Annotated in this window: 1 protein-coding gene; it reads left to right on the top strand. The window is 49.7% G+C overall.

Annotated elements, in window-relative coordinates; genetic code table 11:
• A partial coding sequence (locus ACRBG0_RS28385) for an SdrD B-like domain-containing protein (RefSeq protein ID WP_431490200.1) occupies positions 1–1975 on the top strand: 1975 nt, incomplete at both ends.

Raw genomic sequence — 1975 nt, 5'->3', positions numbered from 1 at the left:
CCTGGTATGGGAAGACTACAACGGCAACGGTGTACAAGACGAAGCCGGTGATCTTGGTATCAATGGTGTAGACGTAGAACTGTTATGGTTTGGTCCTGACGGCGATGTAAACACCACGGATGATAACCGCACTTACACGGTAACGACCGGAAATGACGGCACCACTGATGGCATTTACAGTTTCTGTGGCTTGAACCCTGGAACTTACAGTATCAGTATACCAACCCTACCTGGTGACTATGTACCAACCTGGTCTGATATTCCTGGCGATGATGTTATCGACAGCGACGACCATGCAGGTGTTGAATTCACCATTGTAGACCCAATGGGCCTACCGGAAGGTGAAAACGGTACGGGTGATAACCCCGGCGGTATCAATGGCTTCCCTGATATGCAGGATGATTTGAGCTTCGACTTCGGTGCTTACATCCCGGCAGAACTGGGTGATTTTGTATGGCTTGACGAAAACTTCGATGCCGCTGATGATACGCAAGTAAGTACAGGTGCAGTACCTGATAGCCCAATCGAAGGTGTAACAGTAACCCTGATGGGAACCAACAACATCGGTCAGCCGGTGATGCTGGTACTGATAACCGACGAAAATGGTTACTACAAGTTCACTGACCTGGCTCCTGGTAGTTACAAAGTGATCTTTGATGCAAGTACGGCACTTGATGAGTGTGGGCCGATCCTACTAGCGGTAACCCCGAACGTAGGTGATGATGGGTTGGATTCTGATCAAGATCAGACGACGTTCACTACACCATTCTATGATCTGTTCTCCGGTGATGATATCGAGACGGTAGATGGTGGTTTTGTAGAACCTCCGATCGAACTGGGTTGTATCGCTAACCTGAACGTAACCCTAGATGCGAACTGTAGTGCTACGATCACAGAAGACATGATTCTAACGGGCCTTTACGGCTGTGTTGATGAGTTCATCATCACGGTTGACGGAACGGATAACAATGTACTGTACGGCTGTGGCGAACACACCTACATGATCCAGATTGTGGAAGACGGCGAGATTGTCTACACCTGTTGGGGAACAATCTTCGCAGAAGACAAGACTGACCCAGTGATCGATTGTCCAGCTAATAGAGACGCAGTAACGGTTGATTTTGCCCTTCAGACTTTAGAAGGTAGCATCGACGGAACCGAACCAACGATTGCCTTAGCGGATTACTCTTGCTTCCAGAACTTCTTCTCCCCAACTGCGGGTACGGAGAACAACTACGACCTGATCACTTTCACAGTTGATCCTGATCTGCCTGCCACCGATGTGTACAACATTCAGGTCGCTGCTGATTTTCTGGGTACGGTAATTTCGCTGTTCCAGGGTGAGTTTAACCCTGATAACCCTTGCGAGAATATCCTTGCAGGTAGCGATGGTGCTTACTTTGTTGATCCGTTCTTCGGCATCAACGCCTTCTTTGCGCAAGACTTACGCATCGAATTACCGCTAGAACCGGGTCAGACGTATACCCTGATGGTGGCCAACGATGGGGCCGGTAATCTTGGCAACTACGTGGTGGGTATCGTAAGCGATAACGGCGGCACCTTCGACAATGGTGGCTTCTCTGCTCCTCAACCGGTAGCGGTAACGCTGCCCCTGTGGTGCGAAGACCAGTCACTGGTACAAGTAATCGGCGAGGAAACCTACACGGTGAATGCTGATGGAAGTATCATTGGTGGTACACTGTCTAATGAATTACGGTCTATCCTAGACCTGACGGGTTACCCCGATGTAACGGATAACTGTGGCCCTGTAAGTGTAACAGTAAGTGATGTCGTGAGCAACGCAGGCGACTGTGGAGCAGTGACGATCACGAGAACGTTCAGTGTTGCTGATCGCGCTGATGGCGTATGTATTGGCACACCACGAACAGATGAGTGTACGCAAATCATCACGCTGAACCGTCCGACGGTCTTGGATTTGACCTTGCCACCTTACACCGCAGTGATTGAGTGTGAT

The sequence above is a fragment of the Lewinella sp. genome (assembly GCF_050633125.1).
GTDB lineage: Bacteria > Bacteroidota > Bacteroidia > Chitinophagales > Saprospiraceae > Lewinella.
This window is presented reverse-complemented; position numbering and strand designations above follow the sequence as displayed.